The following is a 14,712-nucleotide window of genomic DNA, read 5'->3' as shown; positions in this document are numbered from 1 at the left end:
GGACTTGAGACCATGACACCCATCCCGCGCCGGGCACGGCGCCAGCTGTCACCCCCTGCGGCCGCCCTCACCCGGGCGACCGGCGGGGGCCTGAGCCGCCGGGCGCTGCTCGGCACCGGCCTGGCCGCCGGTAGCGGGCTGGCTCTCACCGCCTGCGCGCCGCCCGCCCCGCCGTCCGGCGGCCCGGCCAGCCTCGACCTCCCCCAGGACGTCTCCGACGAGGAGAAGATCCTCAAGTGGGCCAACTGGACGGCCTACCTGGACATGAACGGCAAGGAGACCCGGTCGCCGACGCTCGAGGCCTTCATCGAGAAGACCGGCATCGAGGTCAGCTACAGCGAGGACATCGACGACAACGACTCCTACTACGCCAAGATCGGCCCGCAGCTGCGCGCCGACCAGAGCATCGACCGCGACATCATCACGATGACCGACTGGATGGCGGCCCGCATCATCCGTGACCAGCTGTGCCAGCCGCTGGAGCTCATCCAGATGCCCAACGTGGTCAACAACCTGCTGCAGCCCTTGAAGGACGTGTCCTTCGACCCGGGCCGCCAGCACTCCATCACCTGGCAGAGCGGCTTCGCCGGCATCGGCTACAACCGCGACAAGATCGGGCGCGAGCTCAAGACGCTCGACGACCTCTGGACCGACGACCTCAAGGGCCGCATCGTCGTGCTCTCGGAGTTCCGCGACACCGCCGGGCTGGTGATGCAGTCGCAGGGCGTCGACATCGAGAGCGACTGGGGCCGCGCCGAGTTCGAGAGCGCGCTGGACTTCATCGAGCAGAAGATCGAGGAGGGCTACATCCGCAAGGTGAAGGGCAACTCCTACATGGAGGACCTCACCAGCGGCAACGCCGTCGCAGGCATCACCTGGAGCGGCGACATCTTCGTGCTCGCGTTCGACACCGGCGACCCGAGCTGGACCTTCACCATCCCCGAGTCGGGCGGGACGCTGTGGTCGGACAACATGATGGTGCCGATCACGTCCACGCACCGGCGCAACGCCCAGCGGCTGATGGACTACTACTACGACCCGGCCGTCGCGGCCCAGGTCGCCGCCTGGGTCAACTACGTCTGTCCCGTCGACGGCGCGCAGGCCGAGATGGAGAAGATCGACCCCGAGCTCGCCGAGAGCCCGTGGATCTTCCCCACGGCCGAGTTCATCGCCGACAACAACGTCCAGTCGTTCCGGGTGCTCGACGCCGACGAGGACATCGAGTTCGCCGACCTGTGGTCCACGAAGGTGATGGGGAACTGACATGGCCGGATTCCGGGAGGCGCGCGGCGACCTCCGCCTCGAGAGCGTCACCAAGAGCTTCGGCGACTTCACCGCCGTCGACGACATCGACCTACAGGTCCCCCGGGGGTCCTTCTTCGCGTTGCTCGGCCCCTCGGGCTGCGGCAAGACGACCACCCTGCGGATGGTCGCCGGGCTCGAGCAGCCCACCGCCGGCCGGGTGCTGATCGGCGACACGGACCTCACCGGCTCGCGACCCTACGAGCGTCCGGTCAACACGGTGTTCCAGTCCTACGCGCTCTTCCCGCACCTGACCATCCGCGACAACGTCGCCTTCGGCCCCAAGCGGCGCAAGGACAAGGACGCCACCACGCGCGCGGCCGAGGCGCTCGAGCTCGTGCAGATGACGCAGTTCGCCGGGCGCAAGCCGGCGCAGCTGTCCGGCGGCCAGCAGCAGCGGGTCGCGCTGGCCCGGGCGCTGGTGAACCACCCCGAGGTGCTGCTGCTCGACGAGCCCCTCGGCGCGCTCGACCTCAAGCTGCGCCGCGAGATGCAGGTGGAGCTCAAGCGCATCCAGACCGAGGTCGGGCTCACCTTCATCCACGTCACCCACGACCAGGAGGAGGCCATGACCATGGCCGACACGGTCGCGGTGATGAACCGGGGCCACATCGAGCAGCTCGGCCCGCCGGAGCAGCTGTACGACCTGCCGCGCACCCGCTTCGTCGCCAACTTCCTCGGCCAGGCCAACACCGGGGTGGGGACCGTGGAGGACACCGACGGCGACCACCTCGTCGCCGACGTCCTCGGCACCAAGGTCAAGATCCTCGCGTCGCGCTCGCAGGTGCAGGGCGGCGACGTGCTCTTCGGGGTGCGTCCGGAGAAGGTGACCGTCTCACGCAAGCAGCCCGAGGGCGTCGGCAACGACGTCAAGGGCGTCGTGCGCGACGTGTCCTTCCTCGGCGTGGCGACCAGCTACCTCGTCGACATGCCCAGCGGCACCACCTGGAGCTGCTACGAGCAGAACCTCGACGTCGACCCGATCGACCTCCGGCCGGGCGACGAGGTCTGGCTGACCTGGAACCCGGGCCACGCGTTCGGCGTCCCGGTGGAGGACGCATGAGCACCGCCCGGGAGCTCGCGTGAGCGCGCTGGCCCACGTCGCGGGCGACCCGTCGGTCGACCGGTCGCCGGACCCGGCCGCGCCGGCGCCGGAGACGACCCGGCGCAGCTGGACGGCGTACCTCCTCCTGCTGCCGGGGGCGCTGTGGCTCGGCGTCTTCTTCGTGCTGCCGCTGGTGCAGCTGGCCTCCGTGAGCCTGCAGAGCCGCTACCCCGGCTTCCCGGGCTACTACTACCGCGACCTGAACTTCGAGAACTACCTCAGGGCGCTGACCGACTACGCCCCGCACTTCGCCCGGTCGTTCCTCTACGCCGGGCTGGCGACCCTGCTCGCGTTCGTGGTCGCCTACCCGCTCGCCTACGCCATGGCGTTCAAGGCCGGCCGCTGGCGCAACCTGATGATGATCTGCGTCATCGCGCCGTTCTTCACCTCGTTCATCCTGCGCACCTTCGCGTGGTCGCAGATCCTCGCCGACGAGGGCTGGGTGGCCGGGATCCTCAACTTCCTGCACCTGCTGCCCGGCGGCAACATCATCAACACCCCGTTCGCGGTGGTGGCCGGCCTGACCTACAACTTCCTCCCGTTCATGGTGCTGCCGATCTACGCCTCCCTGGAGCGCGCGGACCCGCGCGTCATCGAGGCCGGCGGGGACCTCTACGCCAACGGCTTCACGACCTTCCGCACCGTGACGCTGCCGATGTCGATGCCGGGCGTGCTGGCCGGGACGCTGCTGACCTTCATCCCGGCGGCCGGCGACTTCGTCAACATGGAGCTCCTCGGCCCCCAGCGCGGGAAGATGGTGGGCAACGTCATCAACGACCAGTTCCTCGCCATCCCGGGCGGCTATCCCGTCGCGGCGGCGCTGTCGTTCACGTTGATGGCGGCGATCCTCGTCATGGTCTTCCTCTACGTCCGCCGCTTCGGCACCGAGGAGCTGGTGTGAGGTGGCGACGATGACGACGTCCCGGACGACCCCCACACCTCCGGCGGACTCCCCCGCCTACCGCCCGTCGGCGGCGAAGCGCGCGCAGCTGTGGCTGGCCAACCACTTCGCGGTCATCGCGGCGGTCCTGGTGCTGCTCTACCTGTTCCTGCCGGTGGCCTACACGTTCGCGTTCTCCTTCAACGACCACGGAAAGACCAACATCGTGTGGCAGGGCTTCACGCTCGAGCACTGGAAGGACCCGTGCGGGGTGCCCGGGGCCTGCGAGTCGCTGGTGACCTCGCTGCAGGTCGGTGCGATCTCCACGTTCGTGGCCACGGTCCTCGGGACGCTGATGGCGCTGGCGATGGTCCGCTACCGGTTCCGCGGCAAGGCGGCCAGCAACGTGCTGATCTTCGTGCCGATGGCCACCCCCGAGATCGTGATGGGCGCCGCCCTGCTGACGATCTTCGTGCAGGGCTTCGCCAACATCGGCGTCGACCTGGGCTTCGGCACGATCGTGTTCGCCCACATCATGTTCTGCCTGAGCTTCGTGGTGGTCACGGTGAAGGCCCGGATCCAGTCGCTGGACCCGCGCATCGAGGAGGCCGCCCAGGACCTCTACGCCAGCCCGATGCAGACCTTCTGGAAGATCACCTTCCCGCTGATCCTGCCCGGGATCCTGGGCGCGGCCATGCTCGCGTTCTCCCTGTCGTTCGACGACTTCATCATCACGAACTTCGTCTCGGGCAACGAGAACACCTTCCCCAAGTTCGTCTACGTCGCCTCCCGTCGCGGCATCCCGGCCGAGGCCAACGTCATCGGCTTCTCCATGTTCGTGCTCGCCGTCCTGCTCGTCGTTGGCGCGCAGGCCGTGGGATCCGTGCGGGCGTCCAGGTACAAGAACCGAGTCGAGGAGTGAGATGCCGGAGCCGATGCGGGTGCTGATGATCGGAGCGGGTGGTGTCGGTGACGCCGCCGCCCGGATCGCGGTCGAGCGCGACTTCTTCGAGGCGTGGGTGGTCGCCGACCACGACCCGTCGCGCGCCGAGCGCACGGTCGCGGCGGCCCGCGAGCGGCGTAAGGGCGAGCAGCGCTTCACCGCGGCGCAGGTGGACGCCTCCGACGCCGGGGCGGTCACCGCGCTGGCCCGGGAGGTCGGTGCCACGCACGTCCTCAACGCCGTCGACCCGCGCTTCGTGATGCCGATCTTCACCGGCGCCCTCGCCGCGGACGCCGACTACCTCGACATGGCGATGAGCCTGTCCGTGCGCGACCCCGACGCGCCCTTCGAGAAGGTCGGGGTCAAGCTCGGCGACGAGCAGTTCGCGCGCGCGGGCGAGTGGGAGTCGGCCGGGAGGCTGGCCCTGCTCGGGATCGGGGTCGAGCCCGGCCTGTCCGACGTGCTGGCCCGCTACGCCGCCGACGAGCTGTTCGACCACATCGACGAGCTCGGCACGCGCGACGGCGCCAACCTGGTGATCCGCGACGACGACGGCAACGAGGTCTTCGCCCCGGGCTTCTCGATGTGGACGATCATCGAGGAGTGCCTCAACCCTCCCGTGGTGTGGGAGCGGGCCCGGGGCGGCGGCGACCTCGAGGCCGGATTCTCGGTGCTGCCGCCCTTCTCCGAGCCGGAGGTCTTCGACTTCCCCGAGGGGATCGGCCCCGTGGAGTGCGTGCACGTCGAGCACGAGGAGGTGCTCCTCATGCCGCGGTGGCTCGAGGCCGACCGCGTGACGTTCAAGTACGGCCTGGGCGAGGAGATGATCGCCATCCTGCGCACGCTCCACACGCTGGGCCTCGACTCCACCGAGCCGGTGACGGTCAAGGGCGTCCAGGTCTCGCCGCGCGACGTGGTCGCCGCGTGCCTGCCCGACCCGGCGACGATCGGTCCCCGCATGGAGGGCAAGACCTGCGCCGGGGTGCTCGTCACCGGCACCGGCAAGGACGGCGCGCCGCGCTCGACCTACCTCTACCACGTGGTCGACAACGCCGACTCGATGCGCGACTACGGCGCCCAGTGCGTGGTCTGGCAGACCGCGATCAACCCGGTGGTCGCCCTCGAGCTGCTGTCCGACGGCACGTGGAAGGGCACCGGGGTCCTCGGTCCCGAGGCGCTGGCACCCCAGCCCTTCCTCGACCTGCTGTCCGCCCCGAAGCCCGAGGGCTACGGGTCCGCGTGGGCGATGGAGGAGCGGGCATGACGCTCTCGCAGGAACGCATCCTCGCCACCGAGATCCCCGGCCCCCGCTCGCAGGCGCTGCAGGCCCGCAAGCTGGCGAGCGTCTCCGCCGGCGTCGGCACCACGCTCCCGGTCTACGTCGAGCAGGCGGGCGGCGGCATCCTCCGCGACGTCGACGGCAACCAGCTGATCGACTTCGGCTCCGGCATCGCGGTCACCACGGTCGGCAACGCCGCCCCGCGGGTGGTCGAGGCCGTCCAGCGCCAGGTCGCCGACTTCACGCACACCTGCTTCATGGTGACTCCCTACGAGGAGTACGTCGCGGTCTGCGAGAAGCTCGCCGAGCTCACCCCCGGCGGGTACGAGAAGCGCTCCGCCCTGTTCAACTCCGGCGCCGAGGCGGTGGAGAACGCGGTGAAGGTCGCGCGCCACCACACCGGTCGCGACGCGATCGTCGTCTTCGACCACGCCTACCACGGCCGGACGAACCTCACGATGGCGCTGACGGCGAAGAACATGCCCTACAAGCACGGCTTCGGGCCGTTCGCCGGCGAGATCTACCGCGCCCCCATGGCCTACCCCTACCGCTGGCCGGGCGGCGCCGAGGCGTGCGCCGACGAGGCGTTCGACGCCTTCGTGTCGACCGTGCACGCGCAGGTGGGCGAGGACAACTGCGCGGCCGTCCTCATCGAGCCGATCCAGGGCGAGGGCGGGTTCATCGTCCCGCCGCCGGGCTGGCTGCGCCGGGTCGCCGACTGGTGCCGCGAGCACGACGTCCTGCTCATCGCCGACGAGATCCAGACCGGCTTCGCGCGCACCGGCGACTGGTTCGCCTGCGACCACGAGGACGTCGTGCCGGACCTCCTCACGACGGCCAAGGGCATGGCCGGCGGGCTCCCCCTCGCCGCCGTCACCGGCCGGGCCGAGGTGATGGACTCCGTCCACGTCGGCGGCCTCGGCGGGACCTACGGCGGCAACCCGGTGGCGTGCGCCGCCGCCCTCGCGGCCATCGAGACGATGGAGGCCTCCGACCTGCCCGGTCGGGCACGCGAGGTCGAGGCGGCCTTCCTGCCGCGCCTGCGCGCGCTGGCCGAGCGGCACCCCGACCGGGTCGGCGACATCCGCGGTCGCGGCGCCATGCTGGCGGTCGAGCTGGTCGCCGACGGCCCCGGTCGTACGCCCGACGCGGCGCTGGCCGGCGCCGTGCACCGGGCCTGCTCCGCCGAGGGCCTGGTCACTCTGACCTGCGGCACCTTCGGCAACGTCTTCCGCTTCCTGCCGCCCCTCGCGATCGGCGACGACCTGCTCGCCGAGGGCCTCGACATCTTCGAGGCCGCCTTCGAGGCGTCCCTCGAGCAGGACGCACGGTGAGGGGCCGGGGCGCGGTGGGACGGACGGTGGCAGGGTGGAGGGATGGCTTCCGTGACTGACCGCCCTGACCACGACGAGACCGTGGTCGAGAAGGTGCCCACCCAGCTGCTCATCGGCGGCGCGTGGGTCGACGCCACCGGAGGTGGCACCTTCGAGGTGACCAACCCCGCCGACGAGCGGGTGCTGGCGCGCGTCGCGGACGCCACGCCGGCCGACGGCGGGCGGGCGCTCGCAGCAGCGGCCGACGCCCAGCGGGAGTGGCGGGCCACCGAGCCCCGCGCCCGGGGCGAGGTCCTGCGCAGCGCCTTCGAGCTGCTCACCGAGCGCGCCGACGACTTCGCCCGGTTGATGACGCTCGAGATGGGCAAGACCCTCGCCGAGGCGCGCGGCGAGGTGACCTACGGCGCCGAGTTCTTCCGGTGGTTCTCGGAGGAGGCGGTGCGCATCCACGGGCGCTACTCCGAGGCGCCGTCGGGCGGCACCCGCCTCATCACCATGAAGGCACCGGTCGGTCCCACGCTGATGATCACGCCGTGGAACTTCCCGCTGGCGATGGGCACCCGCAAGATCGGCCCCGCCATCGCCGCCGGCTGCACGATGGTCGTCAAGCCGGCCGGTGAGACGCCACTGACGATGCTCGCCCTGGCGGCGCTGCTGGAGGAGGTCGGCCTGCCGGCCGGCGTCCTCAACGTCGTCACCACCACCGACTCCGGCGGCGTGTGCGAGCCGATCATCCGCGACCCGCGGCTGCGCAAGCTCACCTTCACCGGCTCGACCGGTGTCGGCAAGGTGCTCGTCGGCCAGGCCTCCGAGCAGCTGCTCCGCGTCTCCATGGAGCTGGGCGGCAACGCCCCGTTCGTGGTCTTCGAGGACGCCGACCTCGACGCCGCCGTCGACGGCGCCATGCTCGCGAAGATGCGCAACATCGGCGAGGCGTGCACGTCGGCCAACCGATTCCTGGTGCACGAGTCGGTGGCAGAGGAGTTCTCCCGCCGGCTGGCCGAGCGGATGGGCGCCCTCACGGTCGGCGACGGCACCGAGGCCGGGGTCGACGTCGGGCCGCTCATCACCGAGAAGGCCCGCGCCGGCGTCCACGAGCTCGTCGACGAGGCGGTGACCACCGGCGCCCGGGCGCTGGTCGGCGGCGCCGTCCCCGAGGGTCCCGGCTGGTTCTACCCGCCCACGGTGCTGGTCGACGTCCCCGCCTCGGCGCGCGTCTTCCGCGAGGAGATCTTCGGTCCCGTGGCGCCCGTGTCGACGTTCCGCGACGAGGAGGAGGCCCTGCGCCGCGCCAACGACACCGAGTACGGCCTCGTGGCCTACGTCTTCACCCGCGACCACGCGCGGGTGCTGCGGGTCAGCGAGGCGCTGGAGTTCGGCATGGTCGGCGTCAACACCGGCATCGTCTCCAACCCCGCCGCGCCGTTCGGCGGCGTGAAGCACTCCGGCTTCGGGCGCGAGGGCGGCTTCGAGGGGATCGAGGAGTACCTCGAGACCAAGTACGTCGGCAGCGCCCTGTGACCGGCATCGACCGGACCCGGCTCGCCGCCCTGCACGCCGAGGAGAAGGAGCGGTTCGTCGAGCTCCACCCCACCTCGGCGCGACTGGCCGCCGAGGCGGGCGAGCACCTGCTCGCCGGGGTGCCGATGCCGTGGATGACCCGGTGGCCCGGGTCGTTCCCGCTGTTCGTCGAGTCGGCCGGCGGCGGCCGCTTCACCGACGTGGACGGCATCGACCACGTCGACCTCTGCCTCGGTGACACCGGGTCGATGACCGGGCACTGCCTGCCCGCCGTCGCCGAGGCCGTGCGTGAGCGCACCGAGCGCGGCATCACCACGATGCTGCCCTCCGCGGACGCCGCCTGGGTCGCCGCCGAGCTGAGCCGGCGATTCGGGCTGCCCCGCTGGCAGATGGCGATGACGGCCACCGACGCCAACCGCTTCGTCCTACGCTTCGCGCGGCACCTCACCGGCCGGCCGCGCATCGCGGTGATGGACTGGTGCTACCACGGCACCGTCGACGAGACGCTGGCCGTCCTGGCGCACGGCCGCGCGGGCGACCGGGTCGTCGCCCGGCCCGGCGCCCTGGGACCGCAGGTCGACGTCGCGGTGACCACCGCGGTGGTGCCGTTCAACGACCTCGACGCGCTCGACGCGCGACTGGCCGAGGGCGACGTCGCCTGCCTGCTGATGGAGCCGGCGCTCACCAACATCGGCATCGTCCTGCCCGAGGAGGGCTACCTGGCCGGCGTGCGGGAGGTGACCCGCCGGCACGGCGTCCTGCTCGTCAACGACGAGACCCACACCATCTGCGCCGGTCCCGGCGGCGCCACGGCGGCGTGGGACCTCGAGCCCGACCTCGTCGTCATCGGCAAGCCGATCGGCGGCGGGATCCCGGTCGCGGCCTACGGCATGAGCGCCGAGGTCGCCGAGCGCCTCGAGGGGCCGATGCTGGGCCACGACATCGACGTGGCCGGCGTGGGCGGGACGCTGTCGGGCTCGGCGCTGGCCATGGCGGCCGTGCGGGCGACGCTGTCCACGGCGCTGCGCCAGGAGGACTTCGACGTCGCCATCCCGCTCGCGGAGCGCTTCACCGACGGCATCCGGCAGGTCATCGACACCCACGACCTGCCCTGGCACGTCCAGCGCCTCGGGTGCCGCGCGGAGTACTGGTTCTGCCCGCCGCCGAGGGCCGGCGCCGAGGCGGCCGCCGCGGTCGACGAGGAGCTCGACGCGTTCTTCCACCTCTGGACGGTCAACCGCGGGGTGCTGCTCGCGCCCTTCCACAACATGTCGCTCTTCTCCCCCTTCCACACCGAGGCCGACGTGGACGTCCACACCTCGGTGTTCCGCGGGGCCGTGGAGGCGCTCCTCGGATGAGCGAGGTGCGCCGCGTCCCCGGTGACGTGCTGATCCACCTGCGCCGCGCGCGGGACCACCTCGACCGGCACTTCGCGGAGCCGTTCGACCTCGACCACCTCGCGAGCCTCGCGGGCATGAGCCGGTTCCACTTCCTGCGCTCGTTCGCCCTGACCTACCGGACCACCCCGGCCGCCTACCTGGCCCAGCGCCGCGTCGAGCGCGCCCAGGACCTGCTCCGCGCCGCGAACCTCACCGTGACCGAGGTGTGCCACGCCGTCGGCTACAGCAGCCTCGGGTCGTTCAGCTCGACCTTCCGCGAGATCGTCGGCGAGAGCCCCAGCGCGTTCCAGCGCAGGTACGCCGCCAGCGGCAACCCCCGCATCCCCGGGTGCTACGTGTTCATGGCCGGGCTCGTCGAGCGCTCCGCAACGCAGGAGAAGCCGGACGACGCCGACGCTTCCTAGGCTCGGGGCATGATCACCAACATCTCCCTCCTGTCCGTCTGGGTGAAGGACATCGACGAGTCCCTCGCCTTCTACACCGACGTCCTCGGCTTCGAGGTCGGCGACGACCTCCAGCTCGGCCCCGACTTCCGGTGGTGCACCGTCCACCACCCCAAGCAGCCCGAGGTGCACCTCCACCTCACCACCCCGAGCGGCCCCCTCCCCGACTACCTCATCGAGGCGATGAACCGCGCCCAGGACGAGGGCGGGCTGCCCGGCATCGGCATGGACGTCGACGACTGCCGCGCGACGTACGAGGACCTCCGGGCCAAGGGCGTGGAGTTCCTCCAGGAGCCCGAGGAGCGCCCGTACGGCGTCGAGGCGCTGATGCGCGACAACTCCGGCAACTGGATGGTGCTGGTCGAGCGACGCGACTACACGCCCGAGGACTTCGAGGGCGTCGACATGGGCTGATCGGTCCGCCGCGTCACGGCGCCGGGGTCGCGATCACGCCGGCGGCGCGCGCCGCCACGGCGTACGCCGTCGCCAGCGTCTCGACCGTCTCGTGCGCGTTGAGGCCCGACGGGTTGGGCAGCACGAAGACCTGCGACGTGCCCCAGCGCGGCTGCTCGCCGACCTGCGCCCGGCGCTCGCCGAAGGCGGTGCGGTAGGCGGTGACCCCGGCGACCGCCACGACCCGTGGGCTCCGCTCCGCCACGAGGGACCGCAGCCGCTCGCCGCCGACGCGCAGCTCCTCGGCGGTGAGCTCGTCGGCGCGGGCGGTGGCGCGCGCGACGAGGTTCGTGATCCCGATCCCGCGTCGGCGGAGCGCGTCACGGTCGTCCTCGGTCATGCCCGCGGCCTGGTCGACCGCCACGTCGAGGATGCCGGCGCGCAGCAGCGCCGGGTAGAAGCGGTTGCCCGGGTGGGCGAAGTGCGTCTGCGTGGCGGCCGTCCACAGTCCCGGGTTGATGCCGACGAAGAGCAGTCGCAGCGGCTCACCGGGGGCGGGGAGCAGGTCGGGCACCTCGACGTCGCGGAACGACTCCAGCTCCGCCCTCGTGAACCCCATGGCCCCATCCTGCCGTGGCCGACGGTGCCGGACGCACGAGACCCCGCCTCCCTCACGGGAGACGGGGTCTCGGTGTGCTGCGGGTGCCGGTCAGCGACCGGCGGTGATCACTTGGTGATCTTGACGACGCGGCCGGCGCCGACCGTGCGGCCACCCTCGCGGATGGCGAAGCGCAGGCCCTCGTCCATCGCGATGGGCTGGATGAGCTCCACCGACATCTCGGTGTTGTCACCCGGCATGACCATCTCGGTGCCCTCGGGCAGGGTCACAACACCGGTCACGTCAGTCGTACGGAAGTAGAACTGCGGGCGGTAGTTGTTGAAGAACGGCGTGTGACGGCCGCCCTCGTCCTTGCTGAGGATGTAGACCGAAGCCTCGAAGTTCGTGTGCGGGGTGGTCGTGCCCGGCTTGATCACGACCATGCCGCGCTCGACGTCCTCGCGCTTCGTGCCACGGAGGAGCAGACCGACGTTCTCACCGGCCTGGCCCTCGTCGAGGAGCTTGCGGAACATCTCGACACCGGTGACGGTGCTCTTCTGCGAGCCCTCGCGGATGCCGATGATCTCGACCTCCTCGTTGACCTTGACGATGCCGCGCTCGATGCGACCGGTGATGACGGTGCCACGACCGGTGATCGTGAAGACGTCCTCGACGGGCATGAGGAAGGGCTTGTCAGTCTCGCGCTCCGGGGTCGGGATGTAGTCGTCCACGGCCTGCATGAGCTCGGCGACCGAGTCGCCCCACTTGGCGTCGCCCTGCAGCGCCGGGAAGGCGGCAACGCGGACCACGGGGATGTCGTCGCCCGGGAACTCGTACTCGGAGAGGAGCTCGCGCACCTCCATCTCGACGAGCTCGATGAGCTCCTCGTCGTCGACCATGTCGCACTTGTTGAGCGCCACGACCAGGGCGGGGACGCCGACCTGGCGGGCGAGCAGCACGTGCTCGCGGGTCTGCGGCATGGGGCCGTCGGTGGCGGCGACCACGAGGATCGCGCCGTCCATCTGCGCCGCGCCGGTGATCATGTTCTTGATGTAGTCGGCGTGACCGGGGCAGTCGACGTGCGCGTAGTGGCGCACCTCGGTCTGGTACTCGACGTGCGCGATCGAGATCGTGATGCCGCGCTGACGCTCCTCGGGAGCCTTGTCGATCTGGTCGAACGCCGAAGCCTCGTTGAGGTCCGGGTACTTGTCGTGCAGCACCTTGGTGATCGCCGCGGTCAGCGTCGTCTTGCCGTGGTCGATGTGACCGATGGTGCCGATGTTGACGTGCGGCTTGGTCCGCTCGAACTTCGCCTTAGCCACTGGGGCTCCTCCTGATTGTTGTTACTTGACTCGTGGGTGTGGGGTGGTGCTGGTGCCGAGGATCCGGGGCGAACTACTCGCCGCGGACCTTCTTCACGATCTCGTCGGCGATGTTCGTCGGAACCTCGGCGTACGAGTCGAACTCCATCGAGTACGACGCCTGACCAGAGGTCTTGGACCTCAGGTCGCCAACGTACCCGAACATCTCTGACAGCGGCACGAGGGCGTTGACGACCAGGTCGCCGTGACGCTCCTCCTGTGCCTGGATCTGGCCCCGGCGGGAGTTGATGTCGCCGATCACGGTGCCGAGGAAGCTCTCCGGCGTGGTGACCTCGACGGCGAACATCGGCTCGAGGAGGACGGCCTGCGCGCGCTGCGCAGCCTCCTTGAAGGCCTGGATGCCGGCGATCTTGAACGCGAGCTCGGAGGAGTCCACGTCGTGGTAGGCGCCGTCCTCGAGGGTGACCTTGACGTCGACCATCGGGAAGCCGGCGCGCACACCGAACTGCAGCGCCTCCTGGGCGCCCTGGTCGACCGAGGGGATGTACTCCCGCGGGATGCGACCACCGGTGACGGCGTTGACGAACTCGTAGCCCGCACCGGTGCCGGTCTCGGGGTTGATGTTGGGCTCGATCGTGATGACGACCTTCGCGAACTGACCCGAACCACCGGTCTGCTTCTTGTGCGTGTAGGAGTGGTTCTCCACCTTGCGGCGGATGGTCTCGCGGTAGGCGACCTGCGGCTTGCCGACGGTGGCCTCGACCTTGAACTCGCGCTTCATCCGGTCGACGAAGACCTCGAGGTGGAGCTCGCCCATGCCGGCGATGATGGTCTGGCCGGTCTCCTCGTCGGTCTTGACGGTGAAGGTCGGGTCCTCCTCGGTGAGCCGCTGGATCGCGGTGCCGAGCTTCTCCTGGTCGCTCTTGGTCTTGGGCTCGATCGCGACCTCGATCACCGGGGCCGGGAACGTCATCGACTCGAGCACGACCTGGTTCTGCGGGTCGGACAGCGTGTGGCCGGTCTTGGTGTCCTTGAGGCCCATGACCGCCACGATCTGGCCGGCGCCGACCGACGCGATCTCCTCACGCTTGTTGGCGTGCATCTGGTAGACCTTGCCGATCCGCTCCTTGCGGCCGTTGACCGAGTTGACCACGGTCGAGCCGGCCTCCAGCTTGCCGGAGTAGACGCGGACGTAGATCAGCTTGCCGAGGTGCGGGTCCGAGGCGATCTTGAACGCCAGGCCCGAGAAGGGCTCCGCGTCGCTCGGCTGGCGCAGGATCTCGGTGTCCTCGTCGTTGGGCTTGTGGCCGACGATGGCGTCGACGTCCAGCGGCGAGGGGAGGTAGTCGACGACCGCGTCGAGCAGGGGCTGCACGCCCTTGTTCTTGAAGGCGGTGCCGGTGAGGATCGGGTTGAGCTTGTCGGCCAGCGTCGCGCGGCGGATGGCGGCCTTGAGGGTCGGCACGTCGAAGACGTCGCCGTCCTCGAGGTAGACCTCCATGATGTCGTCGTCGGCCTCGGCGAGGGTCTCGACGAGCTTCTCGCGGTACTCGGCGGCCTTGTCGGCGAGGTCGGCCGGGATCTCCTCGACCGTGTAGTCCTCACCCATCTCGGTCTCGCCGCGCCACACCTTGGCGTGCATCTCGACGAGGTCGACGACGCCGATGAAGTCGGACTCGGCACCGATGGGCAGCTGCAGCACGAGCGGGGTCGCGTGCAGGCGCTCGACGATGGAGTCGACGACCTTGTAGAAGTCGGCACCGGTGCGGTCGAGCTTGTTGACGAAGCACATGCGCGGCACGGCGTACTTGTTGGCCTGGCGCCACACGGTCTGGGACTGGGGCTCGACACCGGCGACGCCGTCGAACACCGCGACGGCCCCGTCGAGGACGCGCAGCGAGCGCTCGACCTCGACGGTGAAGTCGACGTGACCGGGGGTGTCGATGATGTTGATCTGGTGCTTCTTCCACCAGCAGGTCGTCGCGGCGGACGTGATCGTGATGCCGCGCTCCTGCTCCTGCTCCATCCAGTCCATGGTGGCCGCGCCCTCGTGGACCTCACCGATCTTGTAGGTGATGCCGGTGTAGAAGAGGATGCGCTCGGTGGTGGTGGTCTTGCCGGCGTCAATGTGCGCCATGATGCCGATGTTGCGGACCTGGTTGAGGTCGGTGGTGATGTCGACGGCCACGTCT

At 70.3% G+C, this 14,712-nt stretch carries 13 protein-coding genes; 10 read left to right on the top strand and 3 right to left on the bottom strand.

Features of this window, described 5'->3' with window-relative positions:
- Positions 1-12: 12 nt before the first annotated feature.
- From SHK17_RS03895 to SHK17_RS03850, 10 genes are read left to right on the top strand one after another with little or no spacing between them, the layout of a single operon-like run.
- Positions 13-1,263, top strand: coding sequence for an ABC transporter substrate-binding protein (locus SHK17_RS03895; protein WP_322424895.1), 1,251 nt, complete (start codon positions 13-15; stop codon positions 1,261-1,263).
- 1 nt (position 1,264) lies between these two features.
- Positions 1,265-2,365, top strand: a complete 1,101-nt coding sequence (locus tag SHK17_RS03890; RefSeq protein ID WP_172269857.1) for an ABC transporter ATP-binding protein — start codon at positions 1,265-1,267, stop codon at positions 2,363-2,365.
- A 19-nt stretch (positions 2,366-2,384) separates the two neighbouring features.
- On the top strand, positions 2,385-3,308 hold the full coding sequence (locus tag SHK17_RS03885) for an ABC transporter permease (RefSeq protein ID WP_322424896.1): 924 nt from the start codon (positions 2,385-2,387) through the stop codon (positions 3,306-3,308).
- A gap of 10 nt (positions 3,309-3,318) precedes the next feature.
- Complete coding sequence (locus tag SHK17_RS03880; RefSeq protein WP_172269855.1) at positions 3,319-4,209, top strand: ABC transporter permease; 891 nt, start codon at positions 3,319-3,321, stop codon at positions 4,207-4,209.
- Between the two features lies 1 nt (position 4,210).
- Positions 4,211-5,494 (top strand): saccharopine dehydrogenase family protein, encoded by a 1,284-nt coding sequence (locus tag SHK17_RS03875; protein ID WP_322921134.1) that lies wholly within the window; start codon positions 4,211-4,213, stop codon positions 5,492-5,494.
- A complete protein-coding gene (gabT, locus tag SHK17_RS03870) occupies positions 5,491-6,843 on the top strand; it encodes a 4-aminobutyrate--2-oxoglutarate transaminase (protein ID WP_322921133.1) in 1,353 nt (450 codons plus the stop codon). The genes SHK17_RS03875 and gabT overlap by 4 nt, the downstream gene beginning before the upstream one ends.
- A gap of 51 nt (positions 6,844-6,894) precedes the next feature.
- On the top strand, positions 6,895-8,364 hold the full coding sequence (locus tag SHK17_RS03865) for an NAD-dependent succinate-semialdehyde dehydrogenase (RefSeq protein WP_405030396.1): 1,470 nt from the start codon (positions 6,895-6,897) through the stop codon (positions 8,362-8,364).
- A complete protein-coding gene (locus SHK17_RS03860) occupies positions 8,361-9,722 on the top strand; it encodes a transaminase (protein WP_322921131.1) in 1,362 nt (453 codons plus the stop codon). The genes SHK17_RS03865 and SHK17_RS03860 overlap by 4 nt, the downstream gene beginning before the upstream one ends.
- Positions 9,719-10,168, top strand: a complete 450-nt coding sequence (locus SHK17_RS03855; RefSeq protein WP_322921130.1) for an AraC family transcriptional regulator — start codon at positions 9,719-9,721, stop codon at positions 10,166-10,168. Before SHK17_RS03860 ends, SHK17_RS03855 begins: the two co-directional genes overlap by 4 nt.
- Before the next feature lie 9 nt (positions 10,169-10,177).
- Positions 10,178-10,621 carry a VOC family protein gene (locus SHK17_RS03850; protein WP_172269845.1) on the top strand — a complete coding sequence of 148 codons (444 nt, stop codon included), beginning with the start codon at positions 10,178-10,180 and terminating at the stop codon, positions 10,619-10,621.
- Between the two features lie 13 nt (positions 10,622-10,634).
- On the opposite strand, the gene SHK17_RS03845 is transcribed toward SHK17_RS03850, so the two are convergent.
- The 3 genes from SHK17_RS03845 to fusA all read right to left on the bottom strand — a co-directional run bounded on the left by SHK17_RS03845 (position 10,635) and on the right by fusA (position 14,657).
- A complete protein-coding gene (locus SHK17_RS03845; protein WP_322921129.1) occupies positions 10,635-11,219 on the bottom strand; it encodes a mismatch-specific DNA-glycosylase in 585 nt (194 codons plus the stop codon).
- A 107-nt stretch (positions 11,220-11,326) separates the two neighbouring features.
- Complete coding sequence (gene tuf / locus SHK17_RS03840) at positions 11,327-12,520, bottom strand: elongation factor Tu (RefSeq protein WP_172269841.1); 1,194 nt, start codon at positions 12,518-12,520, stop codon at positions 11,327-11,329.
- A gap of 73 nt (positions 12,521-12,593) precedes the next feature.
- On the bottom strand, positions 12,594-14,657 hold the full coding sequence (gene fusA, locus SHK17_RS03835; RefSeq protein ID WP_216652377.1) for an elongation factor G: 2,064 nt from the start codon (positions 14,655-14,657) through the stop codon (positions 12,594-12,596).
- Positions 14,658-14,712: the final 55 nt, after the last annotated feature.

It is taken from the genome of Nocardioides renjunii, assembly GCF_034661175.1.
Taxonomy (GTDB): Bacteria; Actinomycetota; Actinomycetes; order Propionibacteriales; family Nocardioidaceae; genus Nocardioides; species Nocardioides renjunii.
The sequence above is the reverse complement of the archived record's forward strand: the minus strand, read 5'-3'. Positions and strand labels throughout refer to the sequence as shown.

What these genes read in the sequence shown, in the direction of transcription:
- SHK17_RS03895 (WP_322424895.1), top strand. Translation starts at nt 13, where the DNA reads ATGACACCCATCCCGCGCCGGGCACGGCGCCAGCTGTCACCCCCTGCG.
- SHK17_RS03890 (WP_172269857.1), top strand. Translation starts at nt 1,265, where the DNA reads ATGGCCGGATTCCGGGAGGCGCGCGGCGACCTCCGCCTCGAGAGCGTC.
- SHK17_RS03880 (WP_172269855.1), top strand. Translation starts at nt 3,319, where the DNA reads ATGACGACGTCCCGGACGACCCCCACACCTCCGGCGGACTCCCCCGCC.
- SHK17_RS03875 (WP_322921134.1), top strand. Translation starts at nt 4,211, where the DNA reads ATGCCGGAGCCGATGCGGGTGCTGATGATCGGAGCGGGTGGTGTCGGT.
- gabT (WP_322921133.1), top strand. Translation starts at nt 5,491, where the DNA reads ATGACGCTCTCGCAGGAACGCATCCTCGCCACCGAGATCCCCGGCCCC.
- SHK17_RS03855 (WP_322921130.1), top strand. Translation starts at nt 9,719, where the DNA reads ATGAGCGAGGTGCGCCGCGTCCCCGGTGACGTGCTGATCCACCTGCGC.
- SHK17_RS03850 (WP_172269845.1), top strand. Translation starts at nt 10,178, where the DNA reads ATGATCACCAACATCTCCCTCCTGTCCGTCTGGGTGAAGGACATCGAC.
- SHK17_RS03845 (WP_322921129.1), bottom strand. Translation starts at nt 11,219, where the DNA reads ATGGGGTTCACGAGGGCGGAGCTGGAGTCGTTCCGCGACGTCGAGGTG.
- fusA (WP_216652377.1), bottom strand. Translation starts at nt 14,657, where the DNA reads ATGGCGCACATTGACGCCGGCAAGACCACCACCACCGAGCGCATCCTC.